The organism is Caballeronia glathei, assembly GCF_000698595.1.
GTDB classification, from domain to species: domain Bacteria; phylum Pseudomonadota; class Gammaproteobacteria; order Burkholderiales; family Burkholderiaceae; genus Caballeronia; species Caballeronia glathei.
On record NZ_JFHC01000007.1, the window covers coordinates 98,737 to 116,910 of the forward strand.

The window sequence follows — 18,174 nt, forward strand, 5'->3', positions numbered from 1 at the left end:
TTCTTCGGCCCGGAGCATTTCATTGAGCGACATATACGACTTCGTGCAGCGCCATCCGCGGCTCTTCGTGCTGTCGGGCGCGGGCATCAGCACGGATTCGGGCATTCCGTGCTACCGCGACCGCGAGGGCCTGCGCACCGGCCGCTCGCCGATCCTGCTGCGAGATTTTCTCGGCTCCGAGCACGCGCGGCGGCGCTACTGGGCGCGCAGCCTGATTGGCTGGCCGGTCGTCGCGCTCGCCGAGCCGAACGCCGCGCACCACGCCGTGCGCGGGCTCGCGTCGCGCGGGCGGGTAGGCCGGCTCGTCACGCAGAACGTGGACGGCCTGCACATCCGCGCGGGCAATGCCGACGTGATCGAACTGCACGGCAACATCGCGCGGGTGCGGTGCATGGCGTGCGGCGCGCCGCATTCGCGTGCCCTCGTGCAGCGCATGCTGGAGGCGGCCAACCCCGCGTTCGCGGGCCTCACCGCGCCCGCCGTGCCGGACGGCGACGCGCACGTCGAGGATATCGACTTCGGCGCGTTCCACGTGCCCGCCTGCACGCATTGTGGCGGCCTGCTCAAGCCGGACGTGGTGTTCTTCGGCGAAAGCGTGCCGCGTACGCTCGTCGCCGACGCCGCGCGCGCGCTCGAATCCGCCGACGCGATGCTCGTGCTCGGGTCGTCGCTGATGGTGTACTCGGGGTATCGCTTCTGCGAATGGGCGCACCGCGCGGGCAAGCCGATCGCCGCGATCAACATGGGCCGCACGCGGGCCGATCACCTGCTCGCGCTGAAGGTGGAGGAGCCGTGCGCGGCGGCGCTCGGGGCGCTCGTCGAGCGGCTCGACGACCGCGAATTCGCGCGCTGACGGCGAAACGCCGCCCGCCTGCGCGCTAGCCTTCCCGCGCAAGCACCGAGAGTCCTTCGACAAGCCGCTCCGCCGCCGAAAAGTGCGTGAAGATCGCGGGCGTCACGCGCACGACGCTGCCCGCGTCGGGGCCGGGCCGCGCCACGGTGAACACGCCGAAGCGCTCGCGCAGGGCGGCGACGACCGCGTCGTTGTCGGCCTTCGAGGTCTTGCCGTGCAGGCGGAACCCCGTGATCCCGGCGACCATCGAGGGATCGTCGGGCGTCAGGACCTGCACGCCGGGCAGCGCTCTTGCTGGCTCGACCCACGCATTGCGCAGCGCGCGCAGCCGCGCTTCCTTCGCGTGCGCGCCGAGGCGCCGATGAACCTGCAGCGCGGCCGGCAGCGTCAGCCAGGCGGCGAAATTCGGCGAGCCGGTGTGGATGCGCGAGCGGACGTCGTCGGCGGGCCAGGTGCGGTCGCCGAGATGCGTGTCGATCGCAGCGACGCTGCCGCGGCGGATATACAGCGCGCCGCAGCCGAGCGGCGCGCCGATCCACTTGTGCAGGTTGAACGCCGCGAACGGCGCGTGAAGGGCGGGAACCTCGAAATCCAGCATGCCCCACGAATGCGCCGCGTCGACGATCACGCCCGCGCCCGCCGCTTCGGCCATCGCGGCGATGTCGCGCACCGGCATCACGAGACCGGTGGCGAAGCACACGTGCGAGACGAGCACGAGGCGCGTGCGCGGATGCGCGCGCAGCGCGGCCGCGTAGGTGTCGAGCACGTTCTCGCGCGTCGCGGGCTCGGGAATCGAAAGGCGCACAGGCACGACGCCGCGGCGCTCGCGCAGCCACTCCATTGCGTTGCGCCCGCACGGGTAGTCGAGGTCGGAATAGAGTACCGTGTCGCCGGGCGCGAGACGGTTGTAGCCGCCGATCAGCGCGAGCAGCGACTCGGTCGCGTTGCGCGTGAGCGCGATTTCGTCGACGCCGCAGCCCATCGCCCCGGCGACCTCGGCGCGCACGGCCTCCTGCATGTCGGCCCAGTGGTCGCGGATCAGCACGGTCGTGTCGAAATTCACGCGATCGGTCCAGTACCGGAACATCGCCTTGACCGGCTCCGCCATCGCACCCCAGAAGCCGTTTTCCAGGTTGACGAGCGTGTCCGACTGCCGATAGAGCGCGTGGACGGCGCGCCAGAACGGCTCGTCGGAGGCGGCGCGCCCAGCGGCGGGCGTGGCGGGCAGGGCCGCGAGCGCGGCGTCGAATTCGGGCAGGCGATAGTCGAGTAAGGGCATCGGTAGATGGGACGAGGTCGCGCTGCGGCGCAGCGCGTGTCCTGAACGATAGCGCGTCGCGCGGGAATGATCTACTTAATGAAAAGATGCGCGCCTCTGCGGGTGGCGGCGGCGGATCGGGGACCGGGGACCTGCTGGCCCCGCGCCGCGGCTCCCGCGAGCGGGCGCGTGAAGAAAGCCTTTCGCCCGAAGAAAGGGCTGGGCGCGTCAGAGCGTCGGCATTTCGCCGCGCAGGCGGCCGGAGAGACCGGTCATGTCCGCACCGGAGGGCGCCTGATAGAGCCGCAGACCCATCTCGGGCAGGATCGACAGCAGATGGTCGAACACGTCGCCCTGAATGCGCTCGTACTGCGTCCAGGCGGTCGTCGCGGTGAAGCAGTACACCTCGATCGGAATGCCCTGCGACTCCGGCTCCATCATCCGGACCATCATCGCCATGTCCTGCCTGATCTCCGGATGCCTTTGCAGGTACGCCAGCCCGTACGCGCGAAACGTGCCGATGTTCGTGAGGCGCCGCCGGTTCGCGGGCTCGCTCGCGAGCTCCCCGAGGTTGCGGTTCGCCTGCTCGACTTCGGTCTGCTTCTCTTCCAGATAGTCGTGCAGGAAGCGAAAGCGCATGAGCCGCCGCGTTTCGTCGTCGGTGAGAAAGCGCACGCAGGTCGCGTCGATGCGCAACGTGCGCTTGATGCGCCGTCCGCCCGACTCGAACATGTGCCGGTAATTCCGGTAGCTCTCGGAAAAGAGCTTGTAGGTCGGCACGGTGGTGACCGTGTTGTCCCAGTTCTGCACCTTGACGGTGTGCAGCGCGATGTCCTTCACGAAGCCGTCGGCATTGGACTGCGGCATCTCGATCCAGTCGCCGATGCGCAGCATGTCGTTCGACGTGAGCTGCGTGCTCGCGACGAGCGACAGCAGCGTGTCCTTGAACACGAGCAGCAGCACGGCCGAGAGCGCGCCGAGCCCGGAAAGCATCCAGAGCGGCGAGCGGTCGATCAGGATGGACAGCACGAGCACGCCGCAGATCAGCGCGAGCGCGAGCTTGCCGATCTGGATGTAGCCCTTGATCGAGCGCGTCTGCGCTTCCTTGCTCGCGGCGTAGACGTCCTGCCATGCCGACAGCGCGCTGCCCGCCGCGAGGAACACGCAGATCCACGCGCCGGCATGCGCGAGCCGCTCGACGACGCCCGCCGCGTGAGCGGCGTGGGGCACCTCGCCAATGCCGAGCGCCACCGTCGCGAACGGCACCGCGTACCAGAGCCGGTGATAGGAGCGGTGCTTCGTCAGCGCCTCGTCCCATGCTTCGTGGCCCGCGAGCACGAGCAGGCGGTGCGCGAAGTACAGCACGATCCGCGCGACCACCCACTGCGCGAACAGCGCAACGACGACGAGCGCAAGGAGGCCGACGGCGAGTTGTGCCCAGGGATGCGTGGGGAGATGCTGCTGCAACTGGTCAGGCAGGGCGTCGAAATTCATGCGGACGTGAGGTCGAAAGGGAGGGGCGAACCGGCGCGACCCGTATTGTGCATGAAGGCGCACGCTCAGGGTTCGCCGCCGCGCCCGGGCTGTGTCGACCCGGCCCGGCCCCGTCCCGTCACTTCATCGCGCGCCCGGGCCTGACAGTTCCCCGATGCGCCGGCGCAACCCCTCGCCATGGCGGTGCTTCAACTGCAGCGCGAGTTCCAGCAACGTCGCGCGCGCGCTCAGCACGCGCTGGTCGGCAGCCATGTTGGCGCAGACGAGCGTCGCCTCGGCCACGACGAGACGGGCGTACCAGTTTTGCGCTTCGAGCCGCCCGAGGTCGGCGAAGAGCCGCACGATCGTCTCCCGCGCGGACGGCGGAAACGCATCGGCGTGCACGCAGTCGCGCAGCTTGACGAACTCCGTGCCGATTTCGATCCAGGCCATGCATTCGTCGACGTCGTCGTCGGATGCGGCGGGCAGGGCGAAGCGCACCAGCGCGTCGATGTGCATGCTCTGCCACGCATGGCTCGCACCGGCCGCAAGGGGCGCCGCGGGCGAGGCGATCAGCGCCCTGATGCTGGTCGCCACCTGCGCGAGCTGCTCTCTGCGCCACAGGCGTTCGCGGGCGCGGGACGGCGCGAGATGGAACGCGAGCGCGGCGAGCGCCGCACCGGCGAGGACGCCCAGCGCGTGCTGGCTCACGGCGGTGAGGCTTGCATGCGAGATCGACTCCGGATCGGATACGACCAGGAACACGAGAGAAAAGCCCGACGCCCAGAACGGGTTCGACAGCAGCGCCGCGACGACGATCGCCAGGAAAACGACCACGCCTTCCGCGAGCGCCACGCCCGTCGCGTGCGCGATGTGCGGCGCGATCCAGAAGGAGAAGAGGAGCGCGGCGCCCGCGCCCAGCGCGCCCGACGCGAGAAAGTGGATGCCCGTGTGCCGCGGGTCGGGCCGCAGCGCGAAGAGGGAGACCGCGATGCCCGTGAACGCGACGAAGAGCGGGCCGCCTTGCCAGCCCGTGGCGATCCAGAGCGCACCGGCGGCGAGAAGCGCGCATGCGGCGCGCAGCGCCGCGACGCACGCGTATCGCCTGTCGCGCGTATAGACCGGCGGCGGATACCGCACGGCTTCGACGGCGTGCGGCTCGCCGGCGAGGGTCGCGTAGGTCGTGAGCGCCGCGGCGGTCGCACCGAGCAGCGCCGCGAGGAGATCGATGCGCCGGCGCTCGATCACGCTTGCCGCCTGCATCGACATCAGCATCGTGCGCAGCGCCTGCGCCTGCCGGCGCAGGACCCTGAGCTTCACGATCTCGTCGGCGGGTTCGCCGCGCATCGTCCGGGCGACCGATTCCAGCAGCGCCGACGCCTCCGCCATCGTGACATCGACGGCGGCGCTGGTGCCGCCAAAGCTGCAGGCAGCGGCGCTCACGTTGCGCTCGACGCTCCTCGACACGACCAGCAGATCGACCAGTGCCGTCACGAGCCTGTGCATGCACGAGGCTCGCGTCCACAGTGCGGGCGACTCCGCGACCGCGCTGTGCACCGCGCCATCGAGCGACAGGATCTCGATGAACTGGCCGCGCAGCCGCAGCGGCCTGCCGTCGTCGGTCCGCTCGCGCGGCAGGCCCGCGAGCCGGGCGGCGGCCCAGTCGCATGCGGTCGCGATCGCGTGGCGAATGCGCTGGCTGGCGTGGCCGCCCGGCACGTGACGTGACAGCAATAGCAGAACCAGCGCGCACGCGATGCCGGTGAAGATTCCGGCGCAACGGTCGCGCGCCATGTCGAGCAGCCCGCCGCTTCCGTGAACGAGCGACGTCGCGACGATCACCGCGGTGTAGCCGGCGAGGACCGCCGCGTACGCGCGGTGGCTGCGCAACGTGACGCCCGCGTAGACGCACGCCGCGAGCCATAGTGCGAGCAGGCCGACGAGCCCGGGCGCGCTGCCGTGCGCCGCGACGATCAGCAACACGCCGACGGGCGCGCCCACCGCCGTTCCGAGTGCCCGGTTGAATGCCTTCAGCAGGCCGTCGCCGCGCGCGGGAAGCCCGACGGATATGACCGTCCAGGCGGCCCAGTGCGGCTCGTGCAGGCCGAGCGCGAGCGCGCAGCAAAGCGCGAGCGCCGCGGCGAGGGCGGTGCGGCCGGCGAACATCAGGAGATTGCGAGACGGTATCCACGAAGATGGCATTGCTTTACTTTCCAGACTTTTCAGTCGACCGCCGGTGCGCGGTCATGAAACGCGTGCTGCGTTGAATGCAGGGGGGTGACTTCGGGTGCGCCTTGCGCATCGGCGCGCCTGAGGCAAGAAACGGGGGCGCTCGCGGCCGCTGGCGCCGGACGCGATGCCGCGTACGGCGCCCTCGCGCGGCGCGGTCAGTCAGCCGCCCCGGCTGCGGACGCCGGGGACGCCCGCGGTTCTACTCGAATCCCGCGATCCGGTGGGGCACGTACGGCTCTTCCAGCGCGGCAATCTCCTCGCTGCCGAGGGTCAGCGAAAGCGCGGCGATCGCATCGGTCAGATGGTGGGGTTTCGACGCGCCGATGATCGGCGCCGTGACGCCGTGCTTCTGCGCCACCCAGGCAAGCGCCACTTGCGCGCGTGGCACGCCGCGCGCCCGGGCGACCTGCGCCACGGCGTCCACGACCTTCCTGTCCGCGTCGAGCGATGCTTCGTAGAGGCCGCTGCCGTAGGCATCCGTCGCCTGCCGCTCGGACGTTTCATTCCAGTCGCGGGCAAGACGGCCGCGCGCGAGCGGGCTCCACGGAATGACCGCGATGCCCTGGTCGTCGCAAAGCGGCAGCATTTCGCGCTCTTCCTCGCGATAGAGCAGGTTGAGGTGGTTCTGCATGCTCGCGAACCGGGTCCAGCCGTTGAGCTTCGACACGTAGAGCGCCTTGCTGAACTGCCACGCGTGCATCGACGATGCGCCGATGTAGCGCGCCTTGCCCGCCTTCACGACGTCGTGCAGCGCTTCGAGCGTTTCCTCGATCGGGGTGCCGTCGTCCCAGCGATGGATCTGGTACAGGTCCACGTAGTCGGTGCCGAGGCGCCGCAGGCTGTTGTCGATTTCGTTGAAGATGGCCTTGCGCGACAGGCCCGCGCCGTTCGCGCCCGGGCGCATCCGGTTGAACACCTTGGTGGCGATGACGATGTCGTCGCGGCGCGTGAAATCACGCAGCGCGCGGCCGACGATTTCCTCCGACGTCCCGTCGGAATAGATGTTCGCGGTGTCGAAAAAATTGATGCCCGCTTCGATCGCCTGCCGGATCAGCAGGCGGCTGGCTTCTTCATCGAGCGTCCACGGGTGCTTGCCGCGCCCCGGCACGCCGAAGGTCATGCATCCGAGCGCGAGCCGCGATACTTCCAGGCCCGTGCGGCCGAACTTCACGTAGTCCATCAGTCGATCCTCCTTGAGTTGAGACCCGCGGGCGAGCGCACGGCGCGTTCTTCAGTGCAGAGCGATCGTGCACCCGCACGGCCGGCAGCCTTTCAGCATTCGCACGAAGTCTTTTCAAAACGCCCGACCGGGCGGCGGCGCGTGCCCGGTCGAAGCGCACGCGTGCCGCAAGCCGTGAGACTTTTCGTCCGGCACGCTTGCCCGTAAGCGATCCTAGGGGATGCAGCGAGGTGCGCTCAAACGATATTTTTTGCATCGACGATGGACTTTTTGTCGGCCGGGGAACCCGGCGCGTTCCCTGAACGATATTCAGGCGAGTTTGTAGCGCGGCGCTGGCTGGCCGACCTGGGTCGCGGCGAAGAGCGTGGAGCGGGCCGTATCGAACTTTTCCCAGAGGGTCGCATCGGCGAGCGACGGCCACGTGATGGCTTCGCCCTGGTCGAAACCGGCGAGGGCGGCATCGACGAGGTTTTCGGTCGTCATGACCGCATCCTGATTCAGCGACGCGAGCGGCACGCCCGACCCGTCCCAGATTTCCGTGGCAGTCGATCCCGGGAGCACGAGGTGAACCTTCACGCCGGTTCCGGCGACCTCCTGCTGAAGGCCGAGGGTGTAGTTCAGCACGAACCCCTTCGTGCCGCTGTAGACAGCGCTGACCGGCAGCGCGTGGACCGCGAGCACGGACGCGATGTTGACGATCGCGCCGTCGTTGCGCGCGAGGAACGCGGGGAGAGCCGCCTGCGTGAGACGCGCGAGCGCGGTAACGTTGAGCGCGATCTGGGACATCGAATCCTCGACCGAAGACTGGGCGACCGGGAGCAGACGGGCAAGCCCGGCGTTGTTCACGAGCACCCGCACCGACGGGTTGGTCGCGAGAATTTTCTCGACGCGGGCCAGATCGGCTTCGTTCGTCAGATCGGCGGTGATCAGATCGACATTGACGCCGTGCGCCCTCGACACCTTCGCCGCCAGCGCTTCCAGACGCTCGATGCGCCGCGCGACGAGCACGAGGTCGTAGCCGCGGGCGGCGAGGCGGTCCGCGTAGACCGCACCGATGCCGGACGACGCGCCGGTCACGACAGCAATTGCTCTGGAACTGGAATCGGACATGGAAAACTCCTTAAGGGTGAGTGCTCAATCATTTTGATTGAGGGCTCAAGTATATATCGTGTACTTCCCCTCTTGTCAATGGTGCAGTACTCAACCATCCTATAGGGATGGGAAACAAAACTGATTCGTTAAGGCTGGTGGACGACCTGGACCCGCCGTATGCCGAGGAGCCGGACCTGCTGGCCGACCTCGTCTGCACCAATTCGGTGCTGCGCCGCGCGGCGCGCCAGCTCGGCCACCTGTACGACGAGGCGCTCGCGCCGCTCGGGCTGAAGGCCACGCAGGTGGGACTGATCGCGGAGATCGGCAAGCTTTCGGCAGCCGCCGCCGATAAGCGGGAAGAAGGGCCGACGCTGCAGGATCTGGCGGCTCGGCTCGCCATCCAGATTTCGGCGCTCACGCATGCGCTGCGGCCACTCGTGCGCGACGGACTCGTGGAATTGCGCCAGGACACGCAAGACCGGCGCACCAAGCACGCCGTCCTCGCGCCGCTGGGCCAGCAGCGGCTTCACGAGGCGCTCGTGCTGTGGGCGGCGGCGAACCAGCGTGTGGAAGACGTGCTCGGCGCGTCGTCGGCCGAAATGCTGCGGGGGCTGGCGGAGCGGGTCGCGTCGGACGAGTTCGCCGTTGCCTATCGCGGCGGGCCCGGGCGGCCCTGATCCGGACCTCACCTTCATTTCACCTTAATCGCAGGCGGGGCACGCGTCCGCCTTCCGCCGGTTCGCACCTTTGCGAAGAACCGGGGCATCCGCACGCCCGGCGTCAGCAAAAACCCGAGGTCGATGAAAATGAATTTTTTTTGGCGACGGATTTGAGTAAACATAGTTTCATTCAAATTCGCCTCGGGGTCTCGCTGCCGGTATGGCTCGCACGCCGCCCGCCTTTATTCCGTCGTCCGGAGCATCGTCCGACGATGAGCTGATCTCCGCGCGCATCGCCGCCGCGATGCCCACGCTCACGCCCATCCATCAGCGCATGGGCGCGTTCGTGCTGGCGAACCTGTTTCGCTCGGCGACCATGCGCATCGACGAACTGGCGCGCGCGGTCGGCGCGTCGGTGGCGACGGCCAACCGCTTCGCGCGGGCGCTCGGCTTCGACGGCTACCCGGCTTTTCGCGAAGCGCTCGTGCGCGGTTTCGAAGCGACGATCGCGCCCGTCGAGCGCCTGCGCACGGCGCTCGAATCGCCCGCGAGCGGCGAGCAGGTCTTCGATGCATCGCTCGAACAGGCCGCGTCCAATCTGCAACTGACCCGTAGCACGATCGACGGCGCCGTCGCCCACGCGCTCGTCGATGCCATTCTCAACGCTCGGCGCGTCTTCGTGCTCGGCTACGGCGCGAGCGCGTTTCTCGCCGGGCTGATGGAGCACGGCCTCACGCCCTACTGCGCGAACGTGCAGTCGCTCGCACTCGCGGGCGGGCCGTCGCACGCGGCGCGGCGGCTCTTCAATGCATCGCCGGGCGACCTGCTGATCGCGATCGCCTTCCCGCGCTACGTGCACGACACCATCGAACTCGCGCGGCTCGCCGCGGGCCACGGCGTGCGCGTGGTCGCGCTCACCGACAGCGCCGCGTCGCCGCTCGCGCAGTTCGCGGACCTGATCCTGACCATTCGCACGGAGCGGCGTCTCGCCGCGAACTGCGACACGGCGGTGCTCGCCGTGATCGAAGCGCTCTGCGACGCGGTCGCGCATCGCGCGAAGGACTCCGTCGAAACCGCCTCGGGCCTCGCACAATTCGTGCTGCCCTGGCTCGTCAGGCCGCCCGCCCCGATTCCGGGCGCAACGCACCACGCAACCGCCAAGAACCCCACGCGCAAACCATGAAAACGACAGCCGTCATCGCCATTCACGGCGGCGCGGGCACGATCCTGCGCACCGCCATGAGCACCGAAGCCGAAACGCAGTACCACGCGGCGCTCTCGGGCATCCTGCATGCCGGCGAGCGCGTGCTCGCGGACGGCGGCAGCGCGCTCGACGCCGTCACCGAAGCGGTGCGCCTGCTCGAAGACTGCCCGCTCTTCAACGCGGGGCACGGTGCCGTCTTCACGGCGGCCGGCACGCATGAACTGGACGCATCGGTGATGGACGGCGCGACGCTCGAAGCCGGCGCCGTGTGCTGCGTGACGCGCGTGAAAAATCCCGTGCTGGCCGCGCGCCGTGTGCTAGAACATAGCGAGCACGTGATGTTCACGGCGGCGGGCGCGGAGGCGTTCGCGGCGGCGCAGGGCCTCGAATTCGTCGATCCGTCGTACTTCCACACCGACGCGCGCTATCGCCAGTGGCTGAAGGCGCGCGGCACCGAGGGCACGATGCTCGATCACGACGCGGCCACGTTCGCCGCGACGCGCCTGCCCGGCGAGCACGATCCGATCGATCCCTCGAAGAAGTTCGGCACGGTCGGGGCCGTCGCGCTCGACATGCACGGCCACGTCGCCGCGGCCACGTCGACGGGCGGCATCACGAACAAGCAGGCGGGCCGCGTGGGCGACGCGCCGCTGATCGGCGCGGGCTGCTATGCGAACGACGCGACCTGTGCCGTATCGACCACCGGCACCGGCGAGATGTTCATGCGCATGCTCGCGGCCTACGACGTATCGGCGCAGATGGAGTATCGCGGCGCGACGCTCGAAGCGGCGGCGCATGACGTCGTGATGACGAGGCTCCCGCGCATCGACGGGCGCGGCGGCCTCATCGCCGTCGATGCGAAGGGCAATGTCACGCTGCCGTTCAATACGGAAGGGATGTATCGCGGATTCGCGCGCGTGGGCGAAACGCCGGTCACGGCGATCTACCGCTGAAACGAAGGGACACAGCCGATGCTTTCCAGCCAGTCGTTGCCACCGTCGCGCGTGATCGAAGTGAACGATCTGTCGGTGACGTTCCGCTCCGGGGCGAAGCTCGTCGAAGCGGTGAAGCACCTCTCGTTCACGGTGGACCGGGGCGAGACGCTTGCGATCGTCGGCGAGTCGGGCTCGGGCAAGTCGGTCACGTCGCTCGCGCTGATGCGGCTCGTCGAGCATGGCGGCGGCCGGATCGCGTCGGGCAGCATCGTGTTCAGGCGGCGCAACGACACGCTGATCGACCTCGCGAGCGCCTCGAACGCGGTGATGCGCACTGTGCGCGGCGCTGACATCGCGATGATCTTCCAGGAGCCGATGACCTCGCTCAACCCGGTGTTCACGGTCGGCGACCAGATCGCCGAGGCGATCGCGCTGCATCAGCACAAGAGCCACGGCGAGGCACGCACCGAAGCGCTGCGTCTGCTCGACCTCGTGCGCATTCCCGAGTCGAAGCGCGTGTTCGCGCGCTATCCGCACCAGCTTTCCGGCGGCATGCGCCAGCGCGTGATGATCGCGATGGCGCTCTCGTGCAAGCCCGCGCTGCTCATCGCCGACGAGCCGACCACCGCGCTCGACGTGACGATCCAGGCGCAGATCCTTCAGCTCATCCGCGCCCTGCAGGACGAGATGAACATGGGCGTGATCTTCATCACGCACGACATGGGCGTGGTCGCCGAAGTGGCCGACCGCGTGCTCGTGATGTATCGCGGCGAGAAGGTGGAGGAGGCGGTGTCGGAGACGCTCTTCGCCGCGCCGAAGCATCCGTACACGAAGGCGCTCCTCGCGGCCGTGCCGAAGCTCGGCGCGATGAACGGCACCGATCGCCCGGCCAAGTTTCCGATTCTCGAAGTGGAGGCGCCGGCGATCGCCCCGGACGATGCGAGCGCGCTGCGGCCGTCGGCGGCGGTCGAGGCGCAGCATCAGCCGGCCGTCGATCCGGCGAGCGCGCCGATTTTGCGCGTGCGCGACCTGGTCACGCGGTTTCCCGTGAAAAGCGGGCTGTTCGGGCGCGTGACGGGCGCGGTGCACGCCGTCGAGCGCGTGAGCTTCGACCTGCATCCCGGCGAGACGCTCGCGCTCGTCGGCGAGTCGGGCTGCGGAAAATCGACGACCGGGCGCTCGCTGCTGAAGCTCGTCGAGAGCCAGAGCGGCTCGATCGAGTTCGCCGGGCGCGACATCAGCTCGCTTTCCGGACCCGCGCTGCAGTCGCTGCGGCGCGACATCCAGTTCATCTTCCAGGACCCGTTCGCGTCGCTCAATCCGCGCCTGACGGTCGGCTTCTCGATCATGGAGCCGCTCCTCGTGCACGGCGTCGCGAAGGGCAAGGAGGCCGAGGCCCGCGTCGACTGGCTGCTCGAGAAGGTCGGCCTGCCCGCCGAGGCGGCGCAGCGCTATCCGCATGAATTTTCCGGCGGCCAGCGTCAGCGCATCGCGATCGCCCGCGCGCTCGCGCTCAACCCGAAGGTCGTGATCGCGGACGAATCGGTGTCCGCGCTCGACGTCTCGGTGCAGGCGCAGATCGTCAACCTGATGCTCGACCTGCAGCGCGAACTGGGCGTCGCGTATCTCTTCATCTCGCACGACATGGCGGTGGTCGAGCGCGTGAGCCATCGCGTCGCAGTGATGTATCTCGGGCAGATCGTGGAGATCGGCCCGCGCCAGGCCGTGTTCGAGGCGCCGCGCCATCCGTATACGCGCAAGCTGATGGGCGCGGTGCCCGTCGCCGATCCCGCGCGGCGCCATGCGAAGCGCATGCTCGCCGCCGACGAGATTCCGAGCCCGATCCGCAGGCTCGGCGACGAGCCGGATGTCGCGAAGCTGGTTGCGGTTGGCCCGGACCATTTCGTCGCCGAGCATCATGTCGGCGGGGCTTATTGAAAAAAGAAGCGCGCAGTACACATTCCGCGAACCACAACGTAAAGCCAAGGAGTCCAACGATGCCGTCTTCGAAGTCAAGCCTCTTGCGCGTGCGCGCGCTGATCGCCGCGGGCGCGTGCGTGTTCGCGACGCTCGCCGCCGCACCCGCCATCGCGCAGACGACCGCCGTGATGGCCGTCGCCTCGACCTTCACGACGCTCGATCCGTACGATGCCAACGACACGCTCTCGCAGGCGGTGGCGAAGTCGTTCTACCAGGGCCTGTTCGGCTTCGACAAGGACATGAAGATCGTCAACGTGCTCGCGACGAGCTATGAGGCGAGCCCCGACGCGAAGGTCTACACGATCAAGCTGCGCACCGGCGTGAAATTCCACGACGGCACCGACTTCGACGCGAACACGGTGAAGGCGGTGTTCGACCGTGTCACCGATCCGGCGAACAAGCTGAAGCGCTACAACCTCTTCAACAAGATCGAGAAGACGGAAGTAATCGATCCGCAGACGGTGAAGATCACGCTGAAGATTCCGTTCTCGGCGTTCATCAACGTGCTCGCGCATCCCTCGGCGGTGATGATCTCGCCCGAGGCGCTCAAGAAGTACGGCAAGGACATCGCGCTGCATCCGGTCGGCACCGGCCCGTTCGAGTTCGTCGAATGGAAACAGACCGACGACCTGAAGGTGAAGAAGTTCGCGGGCTACTGGAAGAAGGGCTATCCGAAGATCGACATGATCGACTGGAAGCCGGTGGTCGACAACAACACGCGCGCCGCGCTCATGCAGACGGGCGAAGCGGACTTCGCGTTCCAGGTTCCGTTCGAGCAGGCCGCCGTGCTCAAGGCGAGCCCGAAGGTCGACCTGATCGCGGCGCCGTCGATCATCCAGCGCTACATCAGCATGAACATGATGCAGAAGCCCTTCGACAATCCGAAGGTGCGCGAGGCACTGAACTACGCGATCAACAAGGAGGCGCTCGTCAAGGTGGCGTTCGCGGGCTACGCGGTGCCCGCCGAGGGTGTCGTGCCGCAGGGCGTGGACTATGCGCTGAAGACGGGTCCCTGGAAGTACGATCCGGCCAAGGCGCGCGAGCTGCTGAAGGAAGCGGGCTACCCGAACGGATTCGAAACGGAGCTGTGGTCGGGCTATAACCACTCGACCGCGCAGAAGATCATCCAGTTCGTGCAGCAGCAGCTCGCGCAGGTCGGCGTGAAGGCATCGGTGCAGGCGCTCGAAGCCGGGCAGCGCGTGGCGAAGGTCGAGGGCGCGCCGGACCCGGCCACCGCGCCGGTGCGCATGTACTACATCGGCTGGTCGTCCTCGACGGGCGAAGCGGACTGGGCCATCTCGCCGCTGCTCGCGAGCGCCTCGTTCCCGCCGAAGCTCTCGAACACCGCGTACTACAAGAACGAGAACGTCGACGCCGATCTGGCGAAGGCGCTCGCGACCACCGACCGCAAGGAAAAGGCCGCGCTCTACGCCGATGCGCAAAAGCGCATCTGGGCCGATGCGCCGTGGATCTTCCTCGTCACGGAGAAGGTCGTGTATGCACGCAGCAAGCGTCTCTCGGGCGCGTACGTGATGCCTGACGGCTCGTTCAGTTTCGACGAGATCGCCATCAAGTAACTGCGCAGGCGGCCGGGCGTCGCGCGTTCGCGGCGTCCGGCCGAAACGGGTTTTCCTCATGCTGAACTTTTTTGTCAAACGCCTGTTCGGCTTGCTGCCGACGCTCCTGATCGTCGCGGTGCTGGTGTTCCTGTTCGTGCACCTGCTGCCGGGCGACCCTGCGCGCCTTGCCGCGGGCGCGGAAGCGGACGAAGCCACGGTCGCGCTCGTGCGCGCCGACCTCGGCCTCGACAAGCCGCTGCCGCAGCAGTTCGTCAACTTCTTCAAGAAGGTCGTGCAGCTGGACTTCGGCGTGTCCACGCGCAGCAAGCGCCCAGTCAGCACGGAGATCGCCGAGCGCTTCATGCCGACGCTCTGGCTCACGCTCGCGAGCATGACGTGGGCGGTGGTGTTCGGCATGGCGATCGGCATTGCGTCGGCGGTATGGCGCAACAGGTGGCCGGACCGCATCGGCATGACGCTCGCCGTGTCGGGCATCTCGTTTCCCGCGTTCGCGCTCGGCATGCTGCTCATGGAAATCTTTTCGGTGAAGCTCGGCTGGCTGCCGATCGTCGGCGACGGCTCGTGGCAGAGCTACGTGCTGCCGTCGATCACGCTCGGGGCGGCGGTGGCCGCCGTGATGGCGCGCTTCACGCGCGCGTCGTTCGTCGAGGTGATGAACGAGGACTTCGTGCGCACCGCGCGGGCGAAGGGCGTGCGCGAGCCGATCGTCGTCGTCAAGCATTGCCTGAGGAACGCGATGATTCCCGTCGTCACGATGATGGGCCTGCAGTTCGGCTTTCTGCTCGGCGGCTCGATCGTCGTGGAGAAGGTGTTCAACTGGCCGGGGCTCGGGCGCCTGCTCGTCGATGCGGTCGAGATGCGCGACTACCCGGTGATCCAGGCCGAAGTGCTGCTGTTTTCGCTGGAGTTCATCGTGATCAACCTGATCGTCGACGTGCTGTATGCCGTCATCAATCCGACCATCCGCTTCAAGTGAGGTCCGCATGAGCGTGACAGCCAACACCGCGAAGGCGGCCGTGTCCGAGGGGCACGAAATCCGCACGCCGTGGAGCGAGTTCTGGCGCAAGTTTAAAAAGCAGCCGGTGGCGCTCGCCGCGGGCGTCTTCGTGCTGCTGCTCATCGTGATCGCGGTGATCGCGCCGTACATCGTGCCCTACGATCCCGAGAACTATTTCGACTACGACGCGCTGAACGCGGGGCCGTCTGCCGCGCACTGGTTCGGCGTCGATTCGCTTGGCCGCGACATCCTGAGCCGCATCCTCGTGGGCAGCCGCATCTCGCTGACGGCGGGGCTCGTGTCGGTCGTGATCGGCGCGGTGATCGGCACGTTCTTCGGCCTGCTCGCGGGCTATTACGAAGGCTGGTGGGACCGCATCGTCATGCGCGTCGCCGACGTGCTGTTCGCTTTCCCCGGCATCCTGCTCGCGATCGGGGTGGTCGCGATTCTCGGCAACGGCATGGTCAACGTGGTGTGCGCGGTCGCGATCTTCAGCATCCCCGCGTTCGCGCGGCTCGTGCGCGGCAACACGCTGTCGCTCAAGCATTTGACCTATATCGAGGCGGCGCGCAGCATCGGCGCATCGGACTGGACGATCATCGTGCGGCACATCCTGCCGGGCACGATTTCGTCAGTGGTGGTGTACTTCACGATGCGCATCGGCACGTCGATCATCACCGCCGCGAGCCTGTCGTTCCTCGGTCTCGGCGCGCAGCCGCCGACACCCGAGTGGGGCGCGATGCTCAACGAGGCGCGCGCCGACATGGCTGCGGCGCCGCACATCGCCGTGTTCCCGAGCCTCGCGATCTTTTTTACGGTGCTTGCGTTCAACCTGCTCGGCGACGGCCTGCGCGACGCGCTCGATCCGAAGCTGGACCGCCCATGACCGGTGCGCCGTTCGTCGGCTCGCTCCGGGCGGGGCCGCTTCAGACGATCGCCGACGTGGCGGGCGTCACGGTCGGGCACTGCACGCTCGACGCAGGCCCGGTGCAGACGGGCGTGACCGTCGTGCGTCCGCATGGCGGCGACGCGTACCGGAACAAGGTGCCTGCTGCGGCGAGCGTGATCAACGGCTTCGGCAAGAGCATCGGCCTCGTGCAGGTGGAGGAGCTCGGCGTGCTCGAAACGCCGATCGCGCTGACCAATACGTTCGGCGTTGGCACGGTGGCGAACGCGCAGGCGAGGGCGGCGATCGAGGCGAATCCGCAGATCGGACGCGACTGGCCCACCGTGAACCCGCTCGTCTTCGAATGCAACGACGGCTATCTCAACGACATCCAGGCGCTCGCCATCGAAGAGGCGCACTACCGCCGCGCGCTCGCGGCGTGCGCTACCGGATTCGAACGAGGTTCGGTTGGCGCGGGGCGCGGCATGTCGTGCTTCGAACTGAAGGGCGGGATCGGCTCGGCGTCGCGCGTGGCGCAACTGGGCGGACGATCGTTTTCCGCAGGCGCGCTCGTGCTCGCGAACTTCGGCCGCCTGCCGATGCTGACCGTGGCGGGCGCGCGGATCGGCCAGGCGCTCGCCGTATCGGATAAAGCGAAGCCCGAGCAGGGCTCGATCATCATGATCGTCGCGACCGACGCGCCGCTCGACTCGCGCCAGTTGCGCCGCCTCTCGATGCGCGCGGCCGCCGGGCTTGCGCGCACCGGGTCGGTGTACGGCCACGGCAGCGGCGACATCGCGCTCGCGTTCACGACCGCCTACACGGTGCCGCATGACGCCGATTTCGTCGACGTGCCGCCGCTACTCTCCGACACGCGCCTCGACCCGCTCTTTCTCGCCGCCGCGGACAGCGTCGAGCAGGCGATCATCGATGCGCTCTACAGCGCCGTTTCCGTGACGGGCCGCGACGGCCGCCGGCGGCTTTCGCTCAACGACATGCAGGCCGGCAAGCCATGAAAGTACTGATTTCAGCGGATATCGAAGGGGTGGCGGGCGTGTTCCATCCGGAGCAGACGCGCGCGGGCAACGGCGAATACGAACAGGCGCGGCGCTGGATGACACTGGAGGCGAACGCGGCCATCGAGGGCGCGTTCGCGGGCGGCGCCGACGAGGTGTGGGTCAACGACTCGCACGGCGGCTTTCGCAACCTGCTGCCCGACCTGATCGACGCGCGGGCGTGCATGGTGCTCGGCAAGCCGCGCACGCTCGGCATGATGGCGGGTCTCGAAGACTCGCCCGAGCTCGTGTTCATGGTCGGCTATCACGCGCGGGCGCAGAGCCGCGGCATCCTCGCGCATACGATCAACAGCTTCGCGTTCGCGCGGGTCGTGCTGAACGGCGAGGAAGTGGGCGAGGCCGGGCTGTACGGAGCGCTCGCGGCCGAGCGCGGCGCGCGCGTGGCGCTTCTTACCGGCGACGACGTGTTCGCGGAGGAAACGCGCCCCGCGTTTCCCGAGGCGCGCTTCGTGACGGTGAAGACCGCGCACGGCTATTCGAGCGGCGTCACCCGCGCGCCTGCGCGCGCCTGCGAGATGATCCGCCGCGCGGCACAGGAGGCGGTAGAAAGCGCCGCGGCTGCGGTGCGGCCGCGCGCCGCGCAGGCGCGCCCCGCGCGCTGCGAGCTGCGCGTGCAGACGACGGCGCTGGCCGATCTCTTCTGCCAGATGCCTGCGCTCGAACGCATCGACGGCGTCACGCTTTCGTTCAGCGCGCCGTCGGTCGAACATGCGGTGCGCACGCTCAATTGCCTATCGGCGATGTCGTTCATGTTGCGCTGAAAGCGCGC

The 18,174-nt window shown here is 68.2% G+C and carries 15 protein-coding genes; 10 read left to right on the plus strand and 5 right to left on the minus strand.

The genetic code is table 11. The features are described from left to right. The first annotated feature begins 16 nt into the window (after positions 1 to 16). A complete protein-coding gene (locus BG61_RS07475) occupies positions 17 to 853 on the plus strand; it encodes an NAD-dependent protein deacetylase (protein WP_035929999.1) in 837 nt (278 codons plus the stop codon). A gap of 25 nt (positions 854 to 878) precedes the next feature. Here the strand turns inward: BG61_RS07475 and BG61_RS07480 are convergent, their stop codons facing one another. The 5 genes from BG61_RS07480 to BG61_RS07500 all read right to left on the minus strand — a co-directional run bounded on the left by BG61_RS07480 (position 879) and on the right by BG61_RS07500 (position 8,106). Beyond that, positions 879 to 2,132, minus strand: coding sequence for an aminotransferase class V-fold PLP-dependent enzyme (locus BG61_RS07480; protein WP_035929595.1), 1,254 nt, complete (start codon positions 2,130 to 2,132; stop codon positions 879 to 881). 207 nt (positions 2,133 to 2,339) lie between these two features. Continuing rightward, positions 2,340 to 3,605, minus strand: coding sequence for a mechanosensitive ion channel family protein (locus tag BG61_RS07485; RefSeq protein ID WP_035929598.1), 1,266 nt, complete (start codon positions 3,603 to 3,605; stop codon positions 2,340 to 2,342). Between the two features lie 123 nt (positions 3,606 to 3,728). Beyond that, positions 3,729 to 5,786 (minus strand): FUSC family protein, encoded by a 2,058-nt coding sequence (locus BG61_RS07490; protein WP_051672351.1) that lies wholly within the window; start codon positions 5,784 to 5,786, stop codon positions 3,729 to 3,731. Between the two features lie 229 nt (positions 5,787 to 6,015). Beyond that, a complete protein-coding gene (locus BG61_RS07495) occupies positions 6,016 to 6,996 on the minus strand; it encodes an aldo/keto reductase (protein WP_035929601.1) in 981 nt (326 codons plus the stop codon). A 309-nt stretch (positions 6,997 to 7,305) separates the two neighbouring features. Further along, positions 7,306 to 8,106: an SDR family NAD(P)-dependent oxidoreductase gene (locus BG61_RS07500; protein WP_035929604.1), complete on the minus strand. Its 801-nt coding sequence runs from the start codon at positions 8,104 to 8,106 to the stop codon at positions 7,306 to 7,308. Between the two features lie 107 nt (positions 8,107 to 8,213). On the opposite strand from BG61_RS07500, the gene BG61_RS07505 reads away from it, so the two are divergent. The 9 genes from BG61_RS07505 to BG61_RS07545 all read left to right on the plus strand — a co-directional run bounded on the left by BG61_RS07505 (position 8,214) and on the right by BG61_RS07545 (position 18,166). Further along, the gene (locus BG61_RS07505; protein WP_035929607.1) at positions 8,214 to 8,765 is read left to right on the plus strand and encodes a MarR family winged helix-turn-helix transcriptional regulator; all 552 of its coding nucleotides are present in this window, start codon (positions 8,214 to 8,216) and stop codon (positions 8,763 to 8,765) included. Between the two features lie 202 nt (positions 8,766 to 8,967). Next, entirely contained in the window at positions 8,968 to 9,930 is a 963-nt protein-coding gene (locus tag BG61_RS07510; RefSeq protein ID WP_035929609.1) for a MurR/RpiR family transcriptional regulator, read from the plus strand. Further along, complete coding sequence (locus BG61_RS07515; RefSeq protein ID WP_035929612.1) at positions 9,927 to 10,904, plus strand: isoaspartyl peptidase/L-asparaginase family protein; 978 nt, start codon at positions 9,927 to 9,929, stop codon at positions 10,902 to 10,904. Before BG61_RS07510 ends, BG61_RS07515 begins: the two co-directional genes overlap by 4 nt. Before the next feature lie 18 nt (positions 10,905 to 10,922). Next, positions 10,923 to 12,824, plus strand: a complete 1,902-nt coding sequence (locus BG61_RS07520; protein WP_035929616.1) for a dipeptide ABC transporter ATP-binding protein — start codon at positions 10,923 to 10,925, stop codon at positions 12,822 to 12,824. A 59-nt stretch (positions 12,825 to 12,883) separates the two neighbouring features. Beyond that, positions 12,884 to 14,443 carry a glutathione ABC transporter substrate-binding protein GsiB gene (gsiB, locus tag BG61_RS07525; protein ID WP_035929619.1) on the plus strand — a complete coding sequence of 520 codons (1,560 nt, stop codon included), beginning with the start codon at positions 12,884 to 12,886 and terminating at the stop codon, positions 14,441 to 14,443. A gap of 58 nt (positions 14,444 to 14,501) precedes the next feature. Beyond that, positions 14,502 to 15,422: a glutathione ABC transporter permease GsiC gene (gene gsiC / locus BG61_RS07530; protein ID WP_035929622.1), complete on the plus strand. Its 921-nt coding sequence runs from the start codon at positions 14,502 to 14,504 to the stop codon at positions 15,420 to 15,422. A 7-nt stretch (positions 15,423 to 15,429) separates the two neighbouring features. Then, positions 15,430 to 16,329 (plus strand): glutathione ABC transporter permease GsiD, encoded by a 900-nt coding sequence (gene gsiD, locus BG61_RS07535; RefSeq protein WP_035929625.1) that lies wholly within the window; start codon positions 15,430 to 15,432, stop codon positions 16,327 to 16,329. Next, positions 16,326 to 17,345 (plus strand): DmpA family aminopeptidase, encoded by a 1,020-nt coding sequence (locus BG61_RS07540; protein ID WP_035929628.1) that lies wholly within the window; start codon positions 16,326 to 16,328, stop codon positions 17,343 to 17,345. Before gsiD ends, BG61_RS07540 begins: the two co-directional genes overlap by 4 nt. Further along, positions 17,342 to 18,166, plus strand: coding sequence for a M55 family metallopeptidase (locus tag BG61_RS07545; RefSeq protein WP_035929631.1), 825 nt, complete (start codon positions 17,342 to 17,344; stop codon positions 18,164 to 18,166). The genes BG61_RS07540 and BG61_RS07545 overlap by 4 nt, the downstream gene beginning before the upstream one ends. The last annotated feature ends 8 nt before the right edge of the window (positions 18,167 to 18,174 follow it).

Bases quoted from the DNA above. Each gene is read 5' to 3' on its own strand.
- BG61_RS07505 (WP_035929607.1), top strand. From the start codon at position 8,214: ATGGGAAACAAAACTGATTCGTTAAGGCTGGTGGACGACCTGGACCCG.
- BG61_RS07500 (WP_035929604.1), bottom strand. From the start codon at position 8,106: ATGTCCGATTCCAGTTCCAGAGCAATTGCTGTCGTGACCGGCGCGTCG.
- BG61_RS07485 (WP_035929598.1), bottom strand. From the start codon at position 3,605: ATGAATTTCGACGCCCTGCCTGACCAGTTGCAGCAGCATCTCCCCACG.
- gsiD (WP_035929625.1), top strand. From the start codon at position 15,430: ATGAGCGTGACAGCCAACACCGCGAAGGCGGCCGTGTCCGAGGGGCAC.
- BG61_RS07490 (WP_051672351.1), bottom strand. From the start codon at position 5,786: ATGCCATCTTCGTGGATACCGTCTCGCAATCTCCTGATGTTCGCCGGC.
- BG61_RS07480 (WP_035929595.1), bottom strand. From the start codon at position 2,132: ATGCCCTTACTCGACTATCGCCTGCCCGAATTCGACGCCGCGCTCGCG.
- BG61_RS07495 (WP_035929601.1), bottom strand. From the start codon at position 6,996: ATGGACTACGTGAAGTTCGGCCGCACGGGCCTGGAAGTATCGCGGCTC.
- gsiB (WP_035929619.1), top strand. From the start codon at position 12,884: ATGCCGTCTTCGAAGTCAAGCCTCTTGCGCGTGCGCGCGCTGATCGCC.
- BG61_RS07545 (WP_035929631.1), top strand. From the start codon at position 17,342: ATGAAAGTACTGATTTCAGCGGATATCGAAGGGGTGGCGGGCGTGTTC.
- gsiC (WP_035929622.1), top strand. From the start codon at position 14,502: ATGCTGAACTTTTTTGTCAAACGCCTGTTCGGCTTGCTGCCGACGCTC.
- BG61_RS07510 (WP_035929609.1), top strand. From the start codon at position 8,968: ATGGCTCGCACGCCGCCCGCCTTTATTCCGTCGTCCGGAGCATCGTCC.
- BG61_RS07540 (WP_035929628.1), top strand. From the start codon at position 16,326: ATGACCGGTGCGCCGTTCGTCGGCTCGCTCCGGGCGGGGCCGCTTCAG.
- BG61_RS07520 (WP_035929616.1), top strand. From the start codon at position 10,923: ATGCTTTCCAGCCAGTCGTTGCCACCGTCGCGCGTGATCGAAGTGAAC.
- BG61_RS07515 (WP_035929612.1), top strand. From the start codon at position 9,927: ATGAAAACGACAGCCGTCATCGCCATTCACGGCGGCGCGGGCACGATC.